Origin of the sequence: Psychrobacter halodurans (assembly GCF_017498075.1) — a bacterium.
GTDB lineage: Bacteria > Pseudomonadota > Gammaproteobacteria > Pseudomonadales > Moraxellaceae > Psychrobacter > Psychrobacter celer.
The window spans coordinates 105623-124896 of the sequence record NZ_JAGBKN010000002.1; the positions used below are offsets into that span (position 1 = coordinate 105623).

Here is a 19274-nt window from a genome sequence, read left to right on the forward strand (position 1 = left end):
CTTACTCGTCATGCTCGTTTTTTTCGGTTTTGCTGACGACCTGATTGATCAAATCCATCATATAATTACCATGCGCTGTCACTTCATCATAGTGAAAACGCAAACGCGGGGTCGTACGCGTTTTTAGGCTGTGGCTAAGCTCGGTGCGCAAAAATCCTGCTGCTTTATTGAGCACACTGATGCTCTCTTCATGATTGGTCTTGGTCATCGCATCATCGAGCCCTGGCTCCATGATAGTGACATAAATGTCAGCGTAACCCAAATCAGGACTGACTTTGACACTAGAGATGGTGACAAAACCGGTCAAACGCGGATCATTGACTTCGTCGCGAATAAGGACGGCAAGCTCACGCTGGATTTGATCGGCTAAGCGTTGTAAACGTTGATTCATGTTATTACCTTAATATGAGTATGGCTTAGTTAATATGGCTTATTTTTATTGGTTAAGTGACTTGGTTATGAGGACTTATCTATGGTAAAAAAGGCCTAGCAGGATGTACCTGTTAGGCCTCTGTACTACGGTCTATCCACCACACCTTTCAGACTTGGCTGATAGAGCCAATGTTCTGATAGGCGCTTGTATCTAGCTTTGTTTTTAGATAGTACGAGCGAACTCTTGGATTTCAAAGACTTCGATCTTATCACCCGCTTCGACATCATAACCACGAACCGCAAGACCACACTCCATACCAGTACGTACTTCATTGACATCTTCTTTATAGCGACGTAATGACTGCAACTGACCTGTAAAGATAACCTTGTCATCACGCAAGACGCGAATAGGCTTGTTACGGTAGATTGTACCTTCAACCACCATACAACCAGCGGCGGCACCAAACTTACTAGAGCGGAAGACTTCGCGAACCTCAGCGATACCAAGGATTTTTTCGCGATGTTCAGGCGCTAGCATACCGCTCATTGCCGCTTTGACATCATCGATTAGACCATAGATGACGCTATAGTAGCGGATATCGATATTGGCGACATCAGCTTTGCGGCGTGCTGTCGCATCGGCGCGGACGTTAAAGCCTAGCAATACCGCTTCGCTAGATTCAGCAAGCGTGACATCAGATTCAGAGATAGGGCCCACACCTGAGCTGATCACTCTGACTTTGACTTCATCCGTTGATAATTCGTTTAAGGCGGCCAGTAAGGCTTCTAATGAGCCACGAACATCCGTTTTTAGCACGATGTTTAAGGTCGATACATCGCCTTGTTCCATCTGATCAAACATGTTCTCTAAACGCATTTTGTTCTGACGCTCGAGTTGACGCTCGCGCTCACGATTGGTTCTAAAGTCCGCAACTTCACGTGCTTTTTTCTCATCGGTGACGACTAAGAACTCGCTACCAGCGGCTGGCGTTTCAGGCAAACCTAAAATCTCGACAGGAATAGAAGGGCCAGCTGACTTGATACGCTGACCGTGCTCATCTGTCATGGCGCGCACTTTACCGTAGTATTCACCTGCCAATACCAAGTCGCCTTGCTTGAGTGTGCCTTTTTTGACCAACACGCTCACCACAGGACCACGACCTTTTTCTAGTCTTGACTCGATGACCACACCTTGCGCTGAACCATCAAGTGGTGCTTCTAGCTCCATCAGCTCAGCTTGCAATCCGATAAGCTCTAATAACTCGTCGATACCGTCGCCTGTCTTAGCAGAGATACGTGCCATCGGGGTATCGCCGCCCCAATCTTCTGACACCACTTCTTTGGTCGTCAGCTCATTGAGAACGCGATCTGGGTCAGCACTTGGCTTATCCATTTTGTTGATAGCAACGATAATCGGCGTACCAGCAGCGCGCGCATGGTCGATGGCTTCTGCTGTTTGTGGCATCATACCGTCGTCAGCGGCCACGACCAAGACGACGATATCAGTCGCTTGCGCGCCGCGCGAACGCATGGCACTAAATGCTGCGTGACCTGGGGTGTCAAGGAAAGTAATCACACCGCGGTCAGTCTTAACATGATAAGCACCAATGTGCTGAGTAATACCGCCTGCTTCGCCAGTCGCTACTTTGGTCTCGCGAATCTTATCGAGCAATGAGGTCTTACCATGGTCAACGTGACCCATGATAGTGACGACAGGTGGACGGGTTTGCACGTTACTGCTGCGCTCATCGACAGCATCTTGTAGATCGTCTTCGACCTTGGTATCACTGACAGGGACAGGGTTGTGGCCCATCTCTTCAACGAGCAGACTTGCTGTCGCTTGGTCGATGGTGTCTGATTCGCGAGCGATTTCACCCATTTTCATCAGTAATTTAATGACTTCACGAGCCTTGACTGCCATACGCTGCGCAAGATCTGCAACAGTGATATGCTCACTGATTTCGACGTCATAGATGATTTTTTCGACAGGTTTTTCAAACTTGTGCTGTGAGGCTTGCGTTGAACGTAAACCGTTTTTGCGGTTTTTGAATTCACGCTCATCTTGGTTTTTACGGCGGCGGCCACGAGCGCCCGTGCTACTAGCACCACGCTTGATCTCACGGCGCTCTTTTTCAAACGACTCTTCTAGAGCATCACCGACCAGACCTTCGGCCAACGGCTCATCTTTACGCACTTCTGCCACAGGCTCACGATCGGTATATTTGCCTGCCATTTTACGCATTTGCTCAAGCGTACGCTTTTGCGCTTCTTCTGCTTGCTTACGGCGTGTTTCTGCTTCAATTTCACGCAGACGCGCTTCCTCGGCTTCGCGCGCTTCACGAGCTTTACGCTCAGCAGCGGTTTCTACCTTTGGTTTGGTCGTAGCGGCTTTTTTCTTCGGTTGCTCTTTTGGCTTCACTTCAGCGGCTGCTTTGCCACCTTTTTTTACCACCACAGAGGCTGAAATATCGTCGTTTTTATCGTCAGACTTTTTGCTTGAACCTAGGCTTGCACGCATAGCGGCCAGCGTTGCCGCTTGACGCTCTTCTGCTTTTTTCTTAGCAGCAGCACGTTCTTCTGCTTCTTTAGCAGCACGAGCTTGGGCTTCGATTAAGGCTTGCTCACGAGCAGCCAACTCTTCAGCCATCTTTTCTGGATTGGGTTTTTCAAAGACTTTCTTTTTACGCACTTCCACATTGACGCTCTTAGACTTACCTGAAGAGCCGGTCACACGCGCGGTGCTAGTCGTCTTAGACTTCAGACTAATACGGCGCTTTTCTTGCTGACCATGACTTTGCTTTAAATACGTCACCAACTTCTCTTGCTCAAGCTCGGTGACTGGGTCATCCTCTGCGCGAGCAGGCAGCCCAGCATCCACCAGTTGCTGTCTTACAGCACTTGCGGTTTTGCCTACCATATCTGCCAGTTCTTTGACGGTCTTATCTGCCATTTATTATCACCTACTGTCTATTATTTGCTATATGTTCAATTCAGTTGTTGGCTACAAATGATTGGGGTAAGGCTGATATAGATGCTGCTTATATCAGCACTTTATTATCAATAGCATATCACCAAAAGACAGCGATATGCAGTTACCGCTTATTCATCGAACCAAGATTCCCGAGCTTTCATGATGAGTTGTCCTGCAGTTTCAGAATCTAATCCTTCGATATCTTCTAAATCGAAGACGGCTTGTTCTGCCAAGTCATCTACGGTAATGATGTCTTTTTGTGCCATTTTATAGGCCCAGCTGACCGTCATCCCTTCAAGCTCTTGCAGCTCTTGACTTGGCTCTTTCATGTTTTGTTGTTTGACCAGCTCATCTGCGATGACCACTTCTTTTGCACGCTCTTGAATGATGTCAATCGCTTCGTCGTCCAAACCTTCGATATCATAAAAAGTCTCTACAGGTACGTAGGCGACTTCTTCGATACTGGTAAAGCCAATATCCACCAGCGCTTGTGCCAGATCATGATCGACCTCCAAACGCTCATAAAACAGCTCAATAAAGGCTTTGGATTCGTTTTCTTGACGCTGCTGATACTCTTCTTCTAGCATCATGTTGAGCTTATAACCAGTCAGCTCTGAAGCCAGACGGACGTTTTGACCTTGTGAGCCAATCGCACGCGCGAGCTGGTCGTTGGTGCTAAAGATAATATCAGCGGTTTGGGTATCTTCATCGAGGATGATACTGCTAACATCGGCTGGCTCTAGCGCACTGATGATAAATTGGGCTGGGTCATCTGACCACACCACCACATCGATACGCTCACCATCGAGCTCTTGCTGCACCGCTTGGATACGCGTACCACGCATACCAATACAAGCGCCAACTGGATCAATACGATGGTCGTTGGTCTTGACTGCTATTTTAGCACGAGTCCCAGGCAAGCGAGCGACGTTACGGATTTCGATGATTTGCTCTGCAATTTCAGGCACTTCTTTTTGCATCAAGGCTGAGAGCATCTCAGGGTGCGTGCGTGATAAAAGCAGCTGCGCACCACGGTTTTCACGGTTAACATGATATAAAATAGCGTTGATACGTGATTTTGGACGTAATTGCTCACGAGGCAACATCTGATCGCGTGACAAATAGCCTTCGGCATTGTCACCTAAGTCGATGATATAGCCATCACGAGTTTGTTTTTTTACTTCGCCATACATCATCTCACCGATACGTGGCTCAAAAGCGTCTGCAACCAGTGCACGCTCCGCTTCACGGATCTTTTGAATAATGACCTGTTTGGCTTGTGTGGCAGCGATACGGCCAAATTCAATCGACTCGATCTGCTCTTCTTTGATGTCACCGATGGACCACTCGTCTTGATCTAAGTCACTGATGGCCAACTGACAAGCAGGCATTTCGTGATCTTCATCGGCAACCACTGTCCAATAACGATAAGTATCATAGTCGCCAGTTGCACGGTCGATTGATACGCGCACCGCCACTTCTGGCTGCTCGGTATATACTTTTTTCTTGGTTGATACCACCAAAGCATCTTCTATAGCTTCAAAGATATCTTCAGGATTTAAGCCCTTTTCATTACTGACAGTTTCTACTACCGTTAAGATTTCACGACTCATGCTATACCTGTCCTATCATTTTTTAATTGACTTAAATTTTATCATTAATGTATTAACGTTGTTTTTCACCATAAACCATCTAGGTCATTTGTGCAGTCGCTCAGGTAGGCCACCTAAGCATCTTCGTATACCAGATTGGCTTTATCAATATTACTTAACGCAATATCAAACTGCTCGCCATCAGCGGCCGTCAACTTCAATGAAGTGGCATCGATACTGTCTAGCGTACCTGTCACTTTGCGGCGTTTTTGCTCACCTGTCCCGATCGCTTGGATCAAACGTAGGCTGATGGTTTGACCAACATACGCATGCATTTGCTCATCTGAGAAAAACGCGCGATCAAAACCAGGCGATGACACCTCTAAGACGTACTCACCTGCGATGGGATCATGCACTTCAAGAATACCGCTGACTTGATGGTTCACCGCCGCACAGTCTTCGATAGTGACGTGTTTGCCCTGAGCCTGCTCTTCTGGCAGTGCTTCGATATAAATACGCAGCAATGAGCGACGGCCTTGCGGCGCAAACTCTATGCCCCATAGCGCCACATCACAAGCAGCAACTGCAGGCGCGATGATATTGGTCAGTTCTGCAACTTTGGTCGAAAGTTTCATAATTTATTTATATTTTCCTGTTCACTTATCTATCATACTCACAAACTCTATTAAAGTTATGCTGATCGTTTACCGATGATAATCACTCACCGTGATGAGTCATACTCATATACTGTAAACCAAGACAGATTGTTATATGTATGCGCGTTTATATAAGGCTGAGCAAAAAAAACATCAAGCTCAGCCAAACATTGCTTTTATTATTCATAAAGCAGTACTATCGATAAAGGAGTGGGGAATAAAAGATAGTGTGCTTACGAAACAATCGTGCCAATGGCGGCAAGTGACGACCCGTATCGTGCTCTATAGACATAGAGCTTAGCATAAGTAGGATAGATACCGCGATAACACTGACCTTCAGATACAAAAAAACCCACAAACATTATGGTGGGTTAATCGTTACTGACAAATTTAGTGTACAAAACATCAGTATAAAAAGTGGTAGCGGGGGCTGGATTTGAACCAACGACCTTCGGGTTATGAGCCCGACGAGCTACCAGACTGCTCCACCCCGCATCAATCTAGAACGCATATTATAGGGAAGGTTTGTATGATTGTCAATACTTATTTTAAATAAAATTTAAACAAGCCTTTTATCATCAATCAATCTGCCCTGACGTCATGCTGCGTCATAAAACTTGGTGCGATTGGGGGGACTTGAACCCCCACAGCTTGCGCTACCACCCCCTCAAGATGGCGTGTCTACCAATTCCACCACAATCGCGTTTTTTACTGCTTTTATTTGCCATTCAGCTTATCAAGTGTCTATATAAGCAACTCTAAAGCCAGACTGCGAAAACAGAAAAGGCATTGTAAATCTAACGTCTAAAAATAGCAAGTACTGCTGGAAAAAAGACCGTCATTCAAACCCTAATCCATAAAAAACCAGCCATTTACTACTCTACTGCCTACAAGGCTTCCCCTGTAGGCCGACAGTGAGCCAGCCGTTATTGAGGGTTTTGGGTCAAGGGGCGCGGCGTTTGCGGCGCTGACACCGGTGCATCTAAGCGAAACTGATCTTCTGCTTGCTTACGCGCATGTACTGCTAGTGTCATACTGGTGATAAAAAATATCACTGTCAAAACAGCAGTCGCTCGCGTCAAAAAGTTTGCGGAGCCTGCCGCCCCAAAGACGGTACCAGACGAGCCTGCACCAAAAGAAGCCCCAGCGTCTGCCCCTTTACCATGCTGTATCAAAATCAAGCCAATCATGGCAATCGCCACAATAATATGCAGGGCTAATATAAACGTAAACATGCTGGCCTCTTTTGCCGCGTAATGACGACTGATAACGGAAAATAAATCTAAGAATCAATATATAAGCTGACTTGAATCTAACAAAGCGACAATCTAACAAGGCGACTTCAAAGTCCGGACCATTAGCAAATAACAATGTTAACTTTCTATTGCTAACCTTTTACGTTACCTACTAACTCTACTTTACCTACTATGAAAGCACAGAGGCGACTTCACGCAAAAGTCACTGCCCGATCGCTTATATATGAGATTATATAAATAAGGCGCATTGTACACGATTACAAGGGCACTGTTAAACCCACTTTTATCAACTGATAAAGACATTTTGTATACAAATGATGACCTTACCATAACCGTATGTTTATAGTGCCCGCATCAGTACCAGCATCACTATACATACCAGTGAACCAGTTGCGATGTTAGGCGTAATGTCAGACGCCTTAGGCTCGCCCATTGCCAAAAGCTTGCGCAATTGCCAAAAAGCTGGCAGCTTTTAATGAAGCGCCGCCGACCAGTGCGCCATCAATCATAGCATCTGCCGCAAAACTATCGGCATTGTCAGCATTGACGCTACCTCCATATAAGACTGTGATATTGTCCAATGCTTCCCCGTAGCCTGCGACCGTCTGCTTGATATGCTGATGCGTCGCGCTGACCTCGGCCACGGTAGGCACTTTACCTGTACCGATGGCCCATACTGGCTCATAAGCGATGATAAGGCGATCGAACAAGGTGTCAGCAAGCGCAGGCTGCTGCGTTAGTATGTCTTTTATGACGGTGAGCTGCTCATCGATAACTGCAAGTGTTTGTCCAGCGTCATACTGTGCTTGTGTCTCTCCGATACAAAACACCACGCCTAGGCCTTGGTCAAACGCATGGGTCATTTTACTGAGTAAACAAGCATGCGTCTCTTGATGATACTGACGACGCTCAGAGTGACCAAGTAATGTCCAAGTTGCGCCAGCATCGGCCACCTGCTGCGCTGAGCAGTCCCCTGTATAGGCACCTGTAGTGCCACTATGTGCGCTGATATCTTGCGCAGCACACAATACTGGGCTGTCTTGTAGATGGTCGCTGACACCGGCCAAGTGGATACAGCTAGGAGCCACCATTAACTGGCAGCCAGCGCTATTGGCACCGTCATTTTTATCAGCAGTCGCCAATAAATCGCTTAATAATGTCTGGACATCATCGCTCGTTGCAGGATTTTGTTTCCAATTACCAATTACCCAAGCTTGCATCTGTAGTTACCCTGTCTTAAGTATTTATGCCAATTCGGCTAATGTGCGCGCCAGTATAACAAATAATTCACAACTGCTATAGTATGGTGCTGCATCGGCTGTCATGGCTGGATATGGCTGCAGCGGCTGACCGCACTAAGCCATCTGGCGCTCTTTATTGATCTCTTATTATCTTTTTGGTGTCGTCAATAAACAGTTTAATAGTTGCCATAAGTTCTTTAAACTAAAGTAATGTTCTATATTATTACCCTAATACCCAAAAAAACTGCATAGTAGCATTCGTTTACTACCTATTTATTCGTGCAACAGCAGATAACGATACAAACGTTTGTTATTGAGGAGAGGTCGTCATGTCTATCACAACCAGCAAATATGGTGGTTTAGCGCAGCAGCTGATTAGCGAAGGTATCGTTAGCGAAGCAAATATGAAAACCGCACAGACCGAGTCGCAGCAGCAGCAAATAGGACTGGTGTCATACTTGGTAGACAACAAGCTGGCCGACGCCTATCACTTGGCACAAATGCTTTCACAAGCTTTTGGCGATCCTTTGTTTGATCTAGACGCTCTGAGCCTCGATGTCATCCCTAAAGACTTGGTCGATGAAAAAATCGTCCGTAAGTTTAATGCCTTGCCTTTGTTTAAGCGCGGCCAGCGTTTGTTTGTCGCCTTAAGTGATCCAACACGTATCGATGCCATTGATGCCATTGCATTTAACTCACGCCTATCTATCGAAACGGTGGTGGTCGAAGAAGATAAGCTCAAAAAACGCATCGAAGCGCTTTATGCAGACAGTATGCAGGGGCTTGATAGCTTTTCTGATAGCGATTTAAACGTCGGTTTTGAAGACGGAGATGACGCGGCTGATGAGGGCGAGACCAAGCTCAGTGATAGCGTCGATGAGGCCCCTGTCGTTAAGTTTGTCAATAAGATGCTGGTGGATGCCATTCGTATGGGAGCTTCAGATCTGCATTTTGAACCCTATGAAAAGACCTACCGCGTACGCTTTCGTGTTGATGGGGTCATGCAAAAAATGGCCAGCCCGCCTGTCCAGCTTGCCGGTAAGATCGCAGCACGCCTAAAGGTCATGTCACAAATGGACATCTCTGAGCGCCGTATCCCGCAAGATGGCCGTATCAAACTAAAACTGTCAAAAAACAAAGCCATCGACTTTCGGGTAAACTCCTTGCCGACGCTGTTTGGCGAAAAAATCGTACTACGTATTTTGGACCCCTCATCGGCCATGCTCGGGATTGATGCCTTAGGTTATGAGCCAGATCAGCAAGAGATGTTTTTAGAAGCTCTTCATAAGCCGCAGGGCATGCTGTTGATCACCGGTCCGACAGGGTCTGGTAAAACCGTATCGCTATATACTGGTATCAACATCCTCAACACGGGAGCAACCAATATCTCCACTGCCGAGGATCCAGTGGAGATCAACCTTGAAGGCATCAATCAGGTCAACGTCAACCCAAAAGTTGGCCTAACCTTTGCCAATGCTTTGAAGTCGTTTTTGCGTCAGGATCCCGATATCGTCATGGTCGGTGAGATTCGAGATTTAGAGACTGCGGAGATTGCAATAAAAGCGGCGCAAACAGGCCACATGGTACTCTCAACCCTGCACACGAACTCTGCCCCTGAGACGTTGACGCGTCTACGCAATATGGGTGTGGCTTCTTTTAACATTGCCACCTCTGTCAACTTGGTCATTGCTCAGCGTTTGGCACGGCGCTTGTGTAAAAACTGCAAAAAAGCCATCAATGTACCGCGGCAAAGCTTGCTTGAGCTTGGCTTTACTGATGCCGATCTAGATGATCCAGACAACGTCATTTATGAGCCTGTCGGCTGTAATGAATGCCGTGAAGGCTATAAAGGCCGAGTGGGTGTTTATGAAGTCATGAAGGTCAGCCCAGACATCTCTCGCATCATCATGGAAGATGGCAATGCCATGGATATCAAAGACGCTGCGCTCAAAAACGGCTTTCGCGACCTGCGCCGCTCTGGCATTTTAAAGGTATTACAAGGGGTGACCAGTATTCAAGAGATGATGCGAGTAACGTCTGAATAGCACCAACTCTCATCGCGTCAAAGAGGAGCATACTGCGTCATTGCTAAATGATGTTTTTATCAAAGACACTAGCAGTAATTTTGGTCATCATTTGCCAGTCATAAGTAGGTATGGCTTTTCTTTTATAAACTAGCAATAATATCTACCAGATATATTTCAAAATAAAACAGATGAGCACTGGTTTTTTAGGCTAAAATAAAGTAGGGAATGCAAAAGGTTATGCTATCGCTACTACGCTATGCCCAGTTGTATTTACAAGAGCAGTGCCATAAAACCACTGTTATAAAAATGGCTAAAGTCAACGTTATTGGCGAACCATCGTTTATATATTTGCAATATCTAATAAGACAATTTTTGAGGGTAGAAACATGGCAAAAGCGAAGACCGACATGCTGTCAGACTTTGTCTACGATGGCGTAAACCGGCGCGGACAAAAGGTAAAAGGCGAGACCACCAGTCGCAGCTTAGAGCTGGCCAAAGCCACCTTGCGCAAACAGGGTATTACGGTTAAGGGCATCAAGAAAAAACCTAAGCCGCTTTATACGTTTAAAAAAGCCATTAAACCCATCGATATCGCGATTTTTTCTCGTCAATTGGCCACCATGATGAAAGCTGGGGTGCCTTTGACGCAGTCTTTTGAGATTGTCGCTGACTCATTAGACAATCCCAGTATGAAAGATTTGGTATTGCAAATAAAATCTGATATCGAATCTGGTGGAACCTTCGCCTCTGCCCTACGCAAGCATCCGCGCTACTTTGATGACCTGTTTTGCTCGTTGGTTGATTCTGGTGAGCAATCAGGCTCGCTTGAAACCATGCTCGAGCGGGTGGCTACTTATAAAGAAAAAAGCGAGATGCTCAAAGCCAAAATCAAAAAAGCGGTCAAATACCCGATTGCCGTTATTATCGTCGCCGTCATCGTGACCATGATTTTGCTCATCAAAGTGGTACCCGTGTTCTCTGATCTTTTTGAGTCTTTTGGCGCTGAGCTGCCCGCCTTTACCCAAATGGTGGTGGGTATGTCTGAGTGGATGCAGTCATGGTGGTTTGTTTTGATTGTGCTCATCGGCGGCGCCATTATCGGGTTTTCAGAAGCGAAAAAACGCTCCAAAAAATTCCGTGACTTTTTGGACCGCGCTGTTTTGAAGGTACCTGTATTTGGTAATATTGCTTATCAAGCGATTATCGCCCGCTTTGCTCGCACCCTCTCAACGACTTTTGCCGCGGGGGTACCGCTCATCGATGCGCTGGACTCCACAGCAGGCGCGACCAACAACGTGGTGTTTTATAATGCCACTCAGCAGATCAAAAACGACGTCTCTACCGGTCAGCAGTTACAGTTTTCGATCCGTTCTACCAATTTATTTCCCAGTATGGCCATACAGATGGTCGGTATTGGTGAGGAGTCTGGTAGCTTAGAGGAGATGCTAGACAAGGTGGCGGTCTATTATGAAAGCGAAGTCGATAACGCGGTTGATGGCCTGACCAGTTTGATGGAGCCTATGATTATGGCGGTGCTTGGGGTATTGGTCGGTGGCCTCGTGATTGCGATGTATCTACCGATCTTCCAAATGGGCTCAGTGGTCGGCTAATACCTCACTCAAGGACTGCGATTTCATGCAATTTATACAGTTATTACAAGACAATACGATTGTGGCTTTGGTCGTATTTGGGTTATTAGGGCTTTGTGTCGGTAGTTTTTTAAATGTGGTCATTCATCGGCTCCCGCTGATGATGTTTGCAAGCTGGCGACAAGAATGTAGTCAGTTTCTGGCTGAGCAAGCAGACATGCCGCGCGAGCATACGCAGCCACTGTCCCGTATCGTCGCAGGCGACAGCGCGATTACCTTGAGTCGGCCGGCATCGCGCTGCCCGCACTGCGCTCATAAAATCACCTGGTATCAAAACATCCCTTTGATCAGTTGGCTGATGCTGCGCGGGCGCTGCGCTGCTTGTAACGCCGCCATCGGTATTCGCTATCCACTGGTGGAGCTGATCACCGCCCTACTCTCTGTGCTGATTATTTATCAATTTGGGGTGAGTGCAACAGGCTTATCGGCATTGGTCTTAGTATGGACGCTAATCGCCTTAACCGGTATCGATTTTGATACTCAGCTCCTCCCTGATCGCTTAACCTTCCCTTTGGCGGGGCTAGGTCTAGCAGTCAACAGTCAAGGCTGGTTTGTCTCACCCAGCCAGTCGATTTGGGGGTTGCTGTTGGGGTTTTTGTCGTTATGGGTGGTGGTAAAGCTGTTTTATTTGATCACCAAAAAACACGGCATGGGTCAGGGCGACTTTAAGTTGTTGGCCGTATTGGGCGCTTGGCTGGGACCTATGATGCTCCCGCTTATCATCTTACTCTCCTCCCTGCTAGGCTCCATCGTCGGGCTGGTCTTAATAAAAAAACAAGGCGAGAGCAGACCCTTTGCCTTCGGCCCTTATATTGCTATTGCCGGTATAGTCGCCTTATTATATGGCACAGATATCGTCAGTTGGTACTTAGGCATGTATACTTACTAAAACAGGCGTGAGTTTTACCATACGTTCTAAAAAACATACTGTAAAAGTAGCAGGGTAAGTGGCAATGGCGCTTATCTCTCTCATCTTTGTGCCAGCCTCAAATCATCAGCACAGATGGGGCAAAACAGCTGCGCACGTTTTCCTCTCTATCATATCGGTCAGATAAGTCATTATTATGTCAAACTCTAACGCTTCACCTTATTCTCACAAGCCGCAAACCCGCCAAAAGCAAAACAAGACACTGGTGGTCGGATTGACAGGCGGTATCGGTAGTGGCAAATCTGCTGCTAGTGACTGGTTTGCGCAGCAAGGCATCGATATTATCGATGCCGATGTGATTGCCCATGAGGTGGTGGCAAAAGGCAGCGCGACATTGCGCAAAATCCAAAGAAAATTTGGCGATTGGGTGTTAAATGGCGACGGCTCGATGGACAGAGCGGCGGTGCGTACGCACGTTTTTACCCATCCCGAAGCGCTCATCGAGCTTGAAGCCATTACTCACCCAGCGATAAGAGAAGCGGCAAAAGCACAGTTAGCCGCCAGCACCTCGCCTTATGTGGTGCTGTCCGCGCCGCTACTCATAGAGGCGGCAGAAGCGGGGCTGGCAAACTTGTGCCAACGAGTACTGGTGATTGATGCCAGCGAAGACACCCAGCTTGAGCGCGCCAGCCAGCGTGATGAGCAAAGTGTCCAAAAGATCAAAGCCATCATGGTCAATCAATTAAGCCGCGAAGCGCGCAACCGTCACGCTGATGATGTCATCTTAAACGATCGCGACCTAGCGGCTCTATATGCACAGCTGGAGCCGCTACACCAAAACTATCTTACGCTTGCCCAGCAGCTAAAGTACGCTGCCGATTGACTTCATATAGCGCCATACCGGTGGCCACGCTGACGTTTAGGCTTTGTAAGTTGCCATGCTCATTGCCTGACATCGGGATATAGACCAGCTCATCACAGCGCTCTGTGGTCAACCGGCGCATGCCCTCTCCTTCTGAACCCATGATAATGGCCGTTTTGCCGGTCAAGTCCGCTGCATGTATGGGCTTGGCCGCATCACTAAGCGCCGTACCAAACACAAATACACCAGCATTTTTGATGTGATCAAGCGTACGAGCCAAATTGGTCACACTGACAATCGGCATCAACTCAGCGGCGCCGACAGAGACTTTTGCCACTGTTGGGGTGAGGCTGGCGGCGTGATGTTTTGGACAAACCACCGCATCCACGCCCATCGCAACAGCCGTACGCAGACATGCACCGAAGTTATGCGCATCAGTGATTTGATCGAGTATCAGCAACAAGCACTGCTCGCGCCCCGCGATGGTGTCTAGCAGCGCTTCGTCCGCGAAACCTAGAGGGCGGGCATTAAGTACCACACCTTGGTGCTGCGGGCTGCCGCACAGCTGGGTCAGCTTGTCTTTTTGTGTGGGCTGAATGCTGATGCCATTGGCTTCGGCTTCGGCCATGATTGCTTGCACGTGAGGGTCGCTGTCACGACCTTGTTGGACAAACAAGCTAAGACCATCGAGCGGACGATGTTTGAGTAAGGCATCAATTGCGTGAATGCCATAAAAATAAATGGGTTTTGCCATAATAGGCCTACTTAAGTATCAAATGGATATCGCCAAAGCGATAAAAAACAACAATAAAAAAACAGTGTAACCTCATCAAAAACAAATAAACCATACCGACTGATATGGTTTATCCGCGATCGATTGAGATTTTTATTTGGGGTGACGCTTGATGAGTACGTAATTTGGTTGATTTTGCTAAGAAGACTATATGCAGACTATCTAGCAAAATGCAGATAATAGGCGGTGGCCTGCGCCATTGCCGAGTGTATGCGTCTTTAGCCTTCTAAATGACAGATATACTGTACGATCTCTTCGGTTCTGAGGTTAAAGCCGCTGTTGCCTTCGACCACAAATGACTGGCCTGCACGGTAGTAGCTAAACGCTTCCTCACCATTGATTTTGACCTCGCACTCCCCGCTGGTGATCTCGATACGCTCAGAAGTATTGGTACTAAAATGATAATGCTCCACCAAATTATCACAAGGTAAGATGATGCCTAGCGTCTTATGACGTCCATCCTCAAACATAATGGTATGGCTTGAGCAACGACCATCATAAGAGACCGTCGCATGAGCATTGACTGTTACATTGGTAAATTGCGCCGCTGTCATAGTGGCTTCCTTATCAAATAATTATGGTAAAACTAAAAAATAAGTACAGATGAAATGACTTTATGAATCAGCATTGCAAGCGGCCTAGCCTACTATAAATGTGCTGTATTCGATCGAGTGACAGTCTTTGCCCAATCGCGGACACAGACTCTCGCACACATACTGACATTAGCCTTAATATCTAGTTGATATCTGGTTGACAGCTTAAGATGCCTACCCGCGTGTACCGACTATGGTATCGATGAGATATTACGATAAGATGACTTATCATTATCAGACGCCAAGCATAAAACAAGCTAGCAAGCGTTTGTCATTATGTGAGATTATGCTACCACATTATATCTATAAAGTTTGTTACAGGGGCAAGGAAAATATTGCGGCAGGCGCAAGAGGTGCCACCGATGGCCGCTGACTTTATCCAAAGCGGGCTGCAAAGATTTATGTTATTGCGCGGCTTTATGATTTGTATTTAGCGGCGTTTGCCACCATAATATTTGCCAATCACTATAGTCTATTGAGTACCATAAAAGAGCCATTTTATCGTTGTATTTATTCTATTTTAGCGATGACTTCATCTAAATAATCGGTGAAACTCATTGTCTGTCATGAGAGGCGTTGATGCTAGTATCACTCACTTTACATCAGTTTGCATTGATCGCTCAGCATGAGCTGAGTATGGCGGAAGGCTTTAACGTCATCACCGGCGAGACAGGCGCCGGTAAGTCGCTGCTGCTCGATGCGCTGTCTTTGTGTGCAGGTGAGCGAGCCGACAGCGCAATGATCAGACATGGGGCGGCACATGCCGATATCTATGCTCAGTTTGATGTGGCAAACAATGCGCTCATCGCAGAATGGTTTGCCGAACATGATCGCGCCTTAGATGAGCCAGATGTGTTGATTCGTCGCCAGCTTAGTCAAACAGGGCGCTCAAAGGCTTGGTTAAATGGTACGCCCGTCAGCTTAGCTGAGCTAAAGAGCCTCGGTACACTGTTGGTCAATATTCATAGCCAGCACGCCCAGCAAGCACTGCTAAAGCCGCAGTTTGTGGTGCAGTGGTTGGACGCCATGGCACAAACCACCACGCTGGCTGCGCAAACCGCGAGCAGCTATCAACACTATCAGCAGCTAAAACGCCGCGCTGATGAGATTGCCAGTCGCGAAGCGCTGCGCCATGACCGTATCCAGCTGTTACAAAGCCAACTGGCAGACATCGAGCCGCTCCTCGCTGTGGATTATACCGACATCGAAGCGGAGCACGAAGAGCTGTCTAATATCGAAGCTTTGATGATGGAAGCCAGTCATGGTCTGCATCTGCTCGACAACGATACCGATGAGCCAGACGTCATGACCCTGCTTGGGCAAGCGATCAAGCTGTGTGATAATCAACTGGGAGTCAGTCAGACGTTTGAGCAAGCCTCAGAGCAGCTACATCTGGCTCAGCAGCAAATCACCGAAGTCACAGGATTGCTATCAGATTATGCCGAACAACAACTGCCCGACCCTGAGCGCTTGCAAACATTAGACAATCTCATCGGCCTCAGTCATCGCCTCTCGCGCAAGCACGGCTTACCCGCTGTTGATTTGATTGAGGAAGCCAACCACTGGCAAGCGCAATTAGAACAATTAGAAAACGAACCAAGTAGTGATGCCATGGCCGCGCAAATCGAGCAAGCGTGGCAGCAATATCTGCTGCTGGCCACCAAACTCCAGAAAGCACGCGAAAAAGCCGCGCCACATATCAGCGAACAACTGGTCCAGCAGCTGCAGCCACTAGCGCTACCCAATGCGCGCTGCGAGTTTGTCTTTACCAAAAAACCCGACCCAAGCCAATATAATGCGCAAGGCTGTCATGATATCGATTTGTTGTTTAGCGCCAATGTCGGTATGCCCATGCAGCCGCTGCATAAGATCGCCTCAGGCGGCGAGCTGTCGCGGATGGCACTGGTGATGCAAGTGCTACAAGCCACCAATGCGGACAATGATGCCGCCAAGCCCATGTTGGTCTTTGACGAGGTCGATGTCGGTATCAGTGGCGGCACCGCGCAGGTGGTCGGTGAGCTTCTGCGTAAACTGGGGCAGACTCAGCAGCTACTGGCCATCACGCACCAAGCACAGGTCGCCGCACAAGCGCACCAACATATCTTGGTACAAAAACATCATGACGAGCAAACCGAAAGTGAGCTGGTCATCTTGACAGATAGCGCGCAAGTCGATGAGCTGGCACGCATGTCGGGCGGCGTGACCATCACGGAGGTCACTCGTGATCACGCTCGTAGCTTGCTAACGGATGTCAAATAAGGCATTTGCTATCCTGCATAGTAATCCTACGGCTCTGTATAGATGGATATCATTAGCCTACTTTAAAACAGCGAGCGCAGGGCTAAAAAACCATTGCGAGCGAGACCACTAAAGTCAAACCGCTGATAAATATTTGCTTTGGTTGATTTTTTTGGTCATCATCGCCATATAACCTTCTCTTACTTGCGTGGTTGTGTTTTTAATGCAGTAATGTCTTTATCCTTTTATTGTTGATTGTATTATTAGGTTGCAGTTGCTTCTATGTCTAAAGCCAATTTGACCCATCATTTCTTAATCGCGGCACCAGAGCTGCCAGACCCACGGTTTGAGCAGGCGCTGATTTATATCTGTCGTCACGATGCGCATGGCGCGCTTGGTCTGATGGTCAATCGTCCCTTGGAGCAGTCGCGCGTGGGCAAGCTATTAGAGGATCTGAGCATCGAAGTGACAGACCCGCAAGTGATGGAAGACGTGGCCTTAGAAGGCGGGCCGATGTATCCTGAGGTCGGTTTTGTGCTGCATACTGGCCAGCCGGAGTGGGCATCGTCGTTTGCTATTTCAGAGAATGTCTGTATCACCACCAGCCAAGATATCCTCAAGCGTATCGCTGCAGGCCAAGGCGTTGGTCACTATCATCTGTGCTTGGGGCATGCCAGCTGGGCCAAAGACCAGTTAGAGCGTGAGCTTGCAAGTGGTGACTGGCTGGTGTGTCCGGCGGATCTCAACTTGTTGTTTGATACCCCGTTTGCGGAGCGCTGGCAGATCGCCGCTGACAAAATTGGCGTAAATTTCGACTACTTAAGCAGCGATATCGGCCATGCTTAATGGCAGTGACTCAGCCAAACCCAGACACCAAAGCTCGCTACTAAGCTGCAACACAGGAAAATTTTTTGATTATGGTAGACCGTTCTTTTATGAATGATAATGCAGAGATGAGAGACGATGAGGGCGCTCAAGCACCCCATGTCGCCACCGATATCGATAACGATACAGCCGAGCCGAGCGCTACCGAACCGAGTGTCAAACCGCATCTGATCTTAGCGCTAGATTATGGTGTCAAAAAAATGGGCATGGCTTTAGGCAATACCATTACTGAGACGGCGCGCGCCTTTGATATCTTGGCGATGAACAATGGTCAACCTGACTGGGACAACTTACTGGGTATCATAAAAGTATGGGGCGTGGCGAAGGTGGTGGTCGGCTTACCACTCAATATGGACGGTAGCAGCTCCATGCTCTCTAAACGGGCGCACAAATTTGCGCGGCGGCTGGCGCATAGAGTCATGGAGCAGCGCCTACCAGTGACTGTGACGCTGTGTGATGAGCGTCTGACATCGGTAGCAGCGCGCGAAATCGCGTGGGAGAATGGCTGGATCCAAAACGAGCGCGACCCGATTGATGATATCTCTGCGTGTATTTTGATGTCGACGTATTTTGCCGATCCAAATAGCAGCTTGGCTATCGATGCGATCAAGCCTGACTAGGGTGTGTCCTCAAGTAATGTCGCGCAGATAGTCGCGCACAAACGGACGGCTAGTATTTAACGCTTAGGTATTGCCACGCCCATCCTCTAAACCAATATATACGACTGATGATTATGACCACCGCTTTAAACCAACCTGTATCCAATAAGTCGCGGCATGGTTTTGCGCCGCTTGCTATCGCTCGTATCAAAGGCGCACAGCGAGCCAACCAGCTGGCGATTTATCTGATTTATGCGGCCATTTTTGCTTTTGTGGTCTTTGGTACCATCGCTAGTATCAAGGCCTTTCATGACAATCAGCTGCTTTATCAGTTATTTTATAACCTGCCTTATGCCTTGGTGGCGCTGACCATTCCTGCCAGCCTTTATGGTGCCTTTATTATTTATCGTTATCGCCTAAACCAAGCATCAATGGTAATCATGACCATCGGCGTCTCAAGCATCGTGCTACTCGGCGGTTTGTTATTTGCTGATACGGCTTGGCTAGGACTGTCTTGCTGGGTGGGCGTGGCGTTTTTGTTTAAAGTTAGCTTTACGCGCTTTTTTAACTTTTTGGCGGCGCAAGAACAAACCGGCAGCCCTGAAGGTACCACTAAAAAACCATAACACCCGCTCTCGTTTTCAATCACACACCACTTTCACCTTATTTTAT

16 protein-coding genes and 2 tRNA genes are annotated in these 19274 nt (G+C 47.7%); 8 read left to right on the forward strand and 10 right to left on the reverse strand.

Annotated features, from left to right (window positions below; translation table 11 throughout):
• Position 1: 1 nt before the first annotated feature.
• From J3491_RS01630 to tpiA, 8 genes are all read right to left on the reverse strand, one after another.
• Positions 2–391, reverse strand: coding sequence for a ribosome-binding factor A (locus J3491_RS01630; protein ID WP_207968993.1), 390 nt, complete (start codon positions 389–391; stop codon positions 2–4).
• 204 nt (positions 392–595) lie between these two features.
• On the reverse strand, positions 596–3322 hold the full coding sequence (gene infB, locus J3491_RS01635) for a translation initiation factor IF-2 (protein ID WP_207968994.1): 2727 nt from the start codon (positions 3320–3322) through the stop codon (positions 596–598).
• Between the two features lie 149 nt (positions 3323–3471).
• On the reverse strand, positions 3472–4956 hold the full coding sequence (gene nusA, locus J3491_RS01640; RefSeq protein ID WP_100748657.1) for a transcription termination factor NusA: 1485 nt from the start codon (positions 4954–4956) through the stop codon (positions 3472–3474).
• Positions 4957–5069: 113 nt separating this feature from the next.
• Positions 5070–5570 carry a ribosome maturation factor RimP gene (gene rimP / locus J3491_RS01645; protein ID WP_075101367.1) on the reverse strand — a complete coding sequence of 167 codons (501 nt, stop codon included), beginning with the start codon at positions 5568–5570 and terminating at the stop codon, positions 5070–5072.
• A gap of 439 nt (positions 5571–6009) precedes the next feature.
• Positions 6010–6086: transfer RNA gene (locus J3491_RS01650), tRNA-Met, on the reverse strand.
• Between the two features lie 123 nt (positions 6087–6209).
• Positions 6210–6294: transfer RNA gene (locus tag J3491_RS01655), tRNA-Leu, on the reverse strand.
• Between the two features lie 223 nt (positions 6295–6517).
• Positions 6518–6826, reverse strand: coding sequence for a preprotein translocase subunit SecG (gene secG / locus J3491_RS01660; protein WP_075101365.1), 309 nt, complete (start codon positions 6824–6826; stop codon positions 6518–6520).
• A 440-nt stretch (positions 6827–7266) separates the two neighbouring features.
• Complete coding sequence (tpiA, locus tag J3491_RS01665; protein ID WP_100748655.1) at positions 7267–8067, reverse strand: triose-phosphate isomerase; 801 nt, start codon at positions 8065–8067, stop codon at positions 7267–7269.
• 350 nt (positions 8068–8417) lie between these two features.
• On the opposite strand from tpiA, the gene pilB reads away from it, so the two are divergent.
• From pilB to coaE, 4 genes are all read left to right on the forward strand, one after another.
• Positions 8418–10133, forward strand: a complete 1716-nt coding sequence (gene pilB, locus J3491_RS01670; RefSeq protein ID WP_100748654.1) for a type IV-A pilus assembly ATPase PilB — start codon at positions 8418–8420, stop codon at positions 10131–10133.
• Positions 10134–10501: 368 nt separating this feature from the next.
• Positions 10502–11725, forward strand: a complete 1224-nt coding sequence (locus tag J3491_RS01675) for a type II secretion system F family protein (RefSeq protein ID WP_075101362.1) — start codon at positions 10502–10504, stop codon at positions 11723–11725.
• Positions 11726–11750: 25 nt separating this feature from the next.
• A complete protein-coding gene (locus J3491_RS01680; RefSeq protein WP_207968995.1) occupies positions 11751–12653 on the forward strand; it encodes a prepilin peptidase in 903 nt (300 codons plus the stop codon).
• A gap of 175 nt (positions 12654–12828) precedes the next feature.
• Entirely contained in the window at positions 12829–13515 is a 687-nt protein-coding gene (coaE, locus tag J3491_RS01685; protein ID WP_100748651.1) for a dephospho-CoA kinase, read from the forward strand.
• Here the strand turns inward: coaE and rlmB are convergent.
• Positions 13478–14248 (reverse strand): 23S rRNA (guanosine(2251)-2'-O)-methyltransferase RlmB, encoded by a 771-nt coding sequence (gene rlmB, locus J3491_RS01690; RefSeq protein WP_100748650.1) that lies wholly within the window; start codon positions 14246–14248, stop codon positions 13478–13480. The genes coaE and rlmB overlap by 38 nt on opposite strands.
• Before the next feature lie 257 nt (positions 14249–14505).
• Positions 14506–14841 carry a pyrimidine/purine nucleoside phosphorylase gene (gene ppnP, locus J3491_RS01695; protein WP_075101358.1) on the reverse strand — a complete coding sequence of 112 codons (336 nt, stop codon included), beginning with the start codon at positions 14839–14841 and terminating at the stop codon, positions 14506–14508.
• A gap of 618 nt (positions 14842–15459) precedes the next feature.
• On the opposite strand from ppnP, the gene recN reads away from it, so the two are divergent.
• From recN to J3491_RS01715, 4 genes are all read left to right on the forward strand, one after another.
• The gene (gene recN, locus J3491_RS01700; RefSeq protein WP_207968996.1) at positions 15460–17139 is read left to right on the forward strand and encodes a DNA repair protein RecN; all 1680 of its coding nucleotides are present in this window, start codon (positions 15460–15462) and stop codon (positions 17137–17139) included.
• Between the two features lie 261 nt (positions 17140–17400).
• The gene (locus J3491_RS01705; protein WP_100748648.1) at positions 17401–17964 is read left to right on the forward strand and encodes a YqgE/AlgH family protein; all 564 of its coding nucleotides are present in this window, start codon (positions 17401–17403) and stop codon (positions 17962–17964) included.
• A gap of 107 nt (positions 17965–18071) precedes the next feature.
• The gene (gene ruvX / locus J3491_RS01710; RefSeq protein WP_424108337.1) at positions 18072–18623 is read left to right on the forward strand and encodes a Holliday junction resolvase RuvX; all 552 of its coding nucleotides are present in this window, start codon (positions 18072–18074) and stop codon (positions 18621–18623) included.
• A 113-nt stretch (positions 18624–18736) separates the two neighbouring features.
• Positions 18737–19228: a hypothetical protein gene (locus tag J3491_RS01715; protein WP_100748647.1), complete on the forward strand. Its 492-nt coding sequence runs from the start codon at positions 18737–18739 to the stop codon at positions 19226–19228.
• Positions 19229–19274 lie beyond the last annotated feature (46 nt).

Excerpts from the sequence above, each read along its gene's own strand:
- J3491_RS01715 (WP_100748647.1), top strand. The coding sequence starts at position 18,737 with ATGACCACCGCTTTAAACCAACCTGTATCCAATAAGTCGCGGCATGGT.
- pilB (WP_100748654.1), top strand. The coding sequence starts at position 8,418 with ATGTCTATCACAACCAGCAAATATGGTGGTTTAGCGCAGCAGCTGATT.
- J3491_RS01630 (WP_207968993.1), bottom strand. The coding sequence starts at position 391 with ATGAATCAACGTTTACAACGCTTAGCCGATCAAATCCAGCGTGAGCTT.
- infB (WP_207968994.1), bottom strand. The coding sequence starts at position 3,322 with ATGGCAGATAAGACCGTCAAAGAACTGGCAGATATGGTAGGCAAAACC.
- rimP (WP_075101367.1), bottom strand. The coding sequence starts at position 5,570 with ATGAAACTTTCGACCAAAGTTGCAGAACTGACCAATATCATCGCGCCT.
- secG (WP_075101365.1), bottom strand. The coding sequence starts at position 6,826 with ATGTTTACGTTTATATTAGCCCTGCATATTATTGTGGCGATTGCCATG.
- ppnP (WP_075101358.1), bottom strand. The coding sequence starts at position 14,841 with ATGACAGCGGCGCAATTTACCAATGTAACAGTCAATGCTCATGCGACG.
- J3491_RS01705 (WP_100748648.1), top strand. The coding sequence starts at position 17,401 with ATGTCTAAAGCCAATTTGACCCATCATTTCTTAATCGCGGCACCAGAG.
- nusA (WP_100748657.1), bottom strand. The coding sequence starts at position 4,956 with ATGAGTCGTGAAATCTTAACGGTAGTAGAAACTGTCAGTAATGAAAAG.
- J3491_RS01680 (WP_207968995.1), top strand. The coding sequence starts at position 11,751 with ATGCAATTTATACAGTTATTACAAGACAATACGATTGTGGCTTTGGTC.
- J3491_RS01675 (WP_075101362.1), top strand. The coding sequence starts at position 10,502 with ATGGCAAAAGCGAAGACCGACATGCTGTCAGACTTTGTCTACGATGGC.
- recN (WP_207968996.1), top strand. The coding sequence starts at position 15,460 with ATGCTAGTATCACTCACTTTACATCAGTTTGCATTGATCGCTCAGCAT.
- tpiA (WP_100748655.1), bottom strand. The coding sequence starts at position 8,067 with ATGCAAGCTTGGGTAATTGGTAATTGGAAACAAAATCCTGCAACGAGC.
- ruvX (WP_424108337.1), top strand. The coding sequence starts at position 18,072 with ATGAGAGACGATGAGGGCGCTCAAGCACCCCATGTCGCCACCGATATC.
- coaE (WP_100748651.1), top strand. The coding sequence starts at position 12,829 with ATGTCAAACTCTAACGCTTCACCTTATTCTCACAAGCCGCAAACCCGC.
- rlmB (WP_100748650.1), bottom strand. The coding sequence starts at position 14,248 with ATGGCAAAACCCATTTATTTTTATGGCATTCACGCAATTGATGCCTTA.